This is a genomic window from Bizionia hallyeonensis, assembly GCF_042657385.1.
GTDB classification, from domain to species: Bacteria; Bacteroidota; Bacteroidia; order Flavobacteriales; family Flavobacteriaceae; genus Algorimicrobium; species Algorimicrobium hallyeonense.
Window position 1 is genome coordinate 1 of sequence record NZ_JBHSLA010000026.1, and the last position, 764, is coordinate 764.

A 764-nucleotide genomic window follows, 5' to 3' on the forward strand; every position below is an offset into this window, starting at 1 on the left:
AGTAGTAAAAGAGAGGGGATTATCAATGTTGACGAAGTTTAATCTTCACCGTGTATATTAACCTTAATCCTCTCTTTTGTTCTTTCTGATTATTTATCTAATTTAATGAATTGTAAACTTAAGCCGTGTATAATTAATTGCTTGGTTATCGCCTACTTACGAAAGTCCTCGCGGACTTTCTATTCGGTTTTTATTTGCTAACTTTAGTACTTAAAACACGCAACTAATCATACACAAACACGTTGTAAGCAAGCTTGACCCGTCCTAAAATAAGGCTACATAATTCAAAACAATTATGTATAAAAATGACAAAGTAATTAGACGTTACAGCGAACCTTTCAAATTAAAAATTTTAGCCGAACTTACAACGGGAAAACACACCAAGAGTGAACTTTGTAAACTCTATTCTATTGCACCTACAACGGTTAACGAATGGATTAAAAAGTACAATCGGAAAGACTTAATGAACACCAGAGTAAAAGTGGAAACAAAAGACGAAATATCTAGAATTAAAGCACTTCAAAAAGAAATTGAACAGCTTAAAAAACTACTACTTAAAAAGGATCTGGATGCCATGGTATTGGATTCTTACTTGGAAGTAGCTGCTGAAGATCTTGGCTATAAATCGGTTAATGAGCTAAAAAAAAAGTTAAGTATAAAGCCTTAATAAAAGCTAAAGAGAAATCTAGGGGATTTGCTTCGTTAACAACTATAACCCGTTGTTTTGGACTTAAACGTGATGCGTATTATAAATACAAATCTCG

General features: G+C 32.7%; 1 protein-coding gene. It reads left to right on the plus strand.

All coding sequences use genetic code 11. The features are described 5' to 3' along the window. The first annotated feature begins 295 nt into the window (after positions 1-295). Positions 296-667, plus strand: coding sequence for a transposase (locus tag ACFPH8_RS15015; RefSeq protein WP_282032724.1), 372 nt, complete (start codon positions 296-298; stop codon positions 665-667). The last annotated feature ends 97 nt before the right edge of the window (positions 668-764 follow it).

Excerpts from the sequence above, each read along its gene's own strand:
- ACFPH8_RS15015 (WP_282032724.1), top strand. The coding sequence starts at position 296 with ATGTATAAAAATGACAAAGTAATTAGACGTTACAGCGAACCTTTCAAA.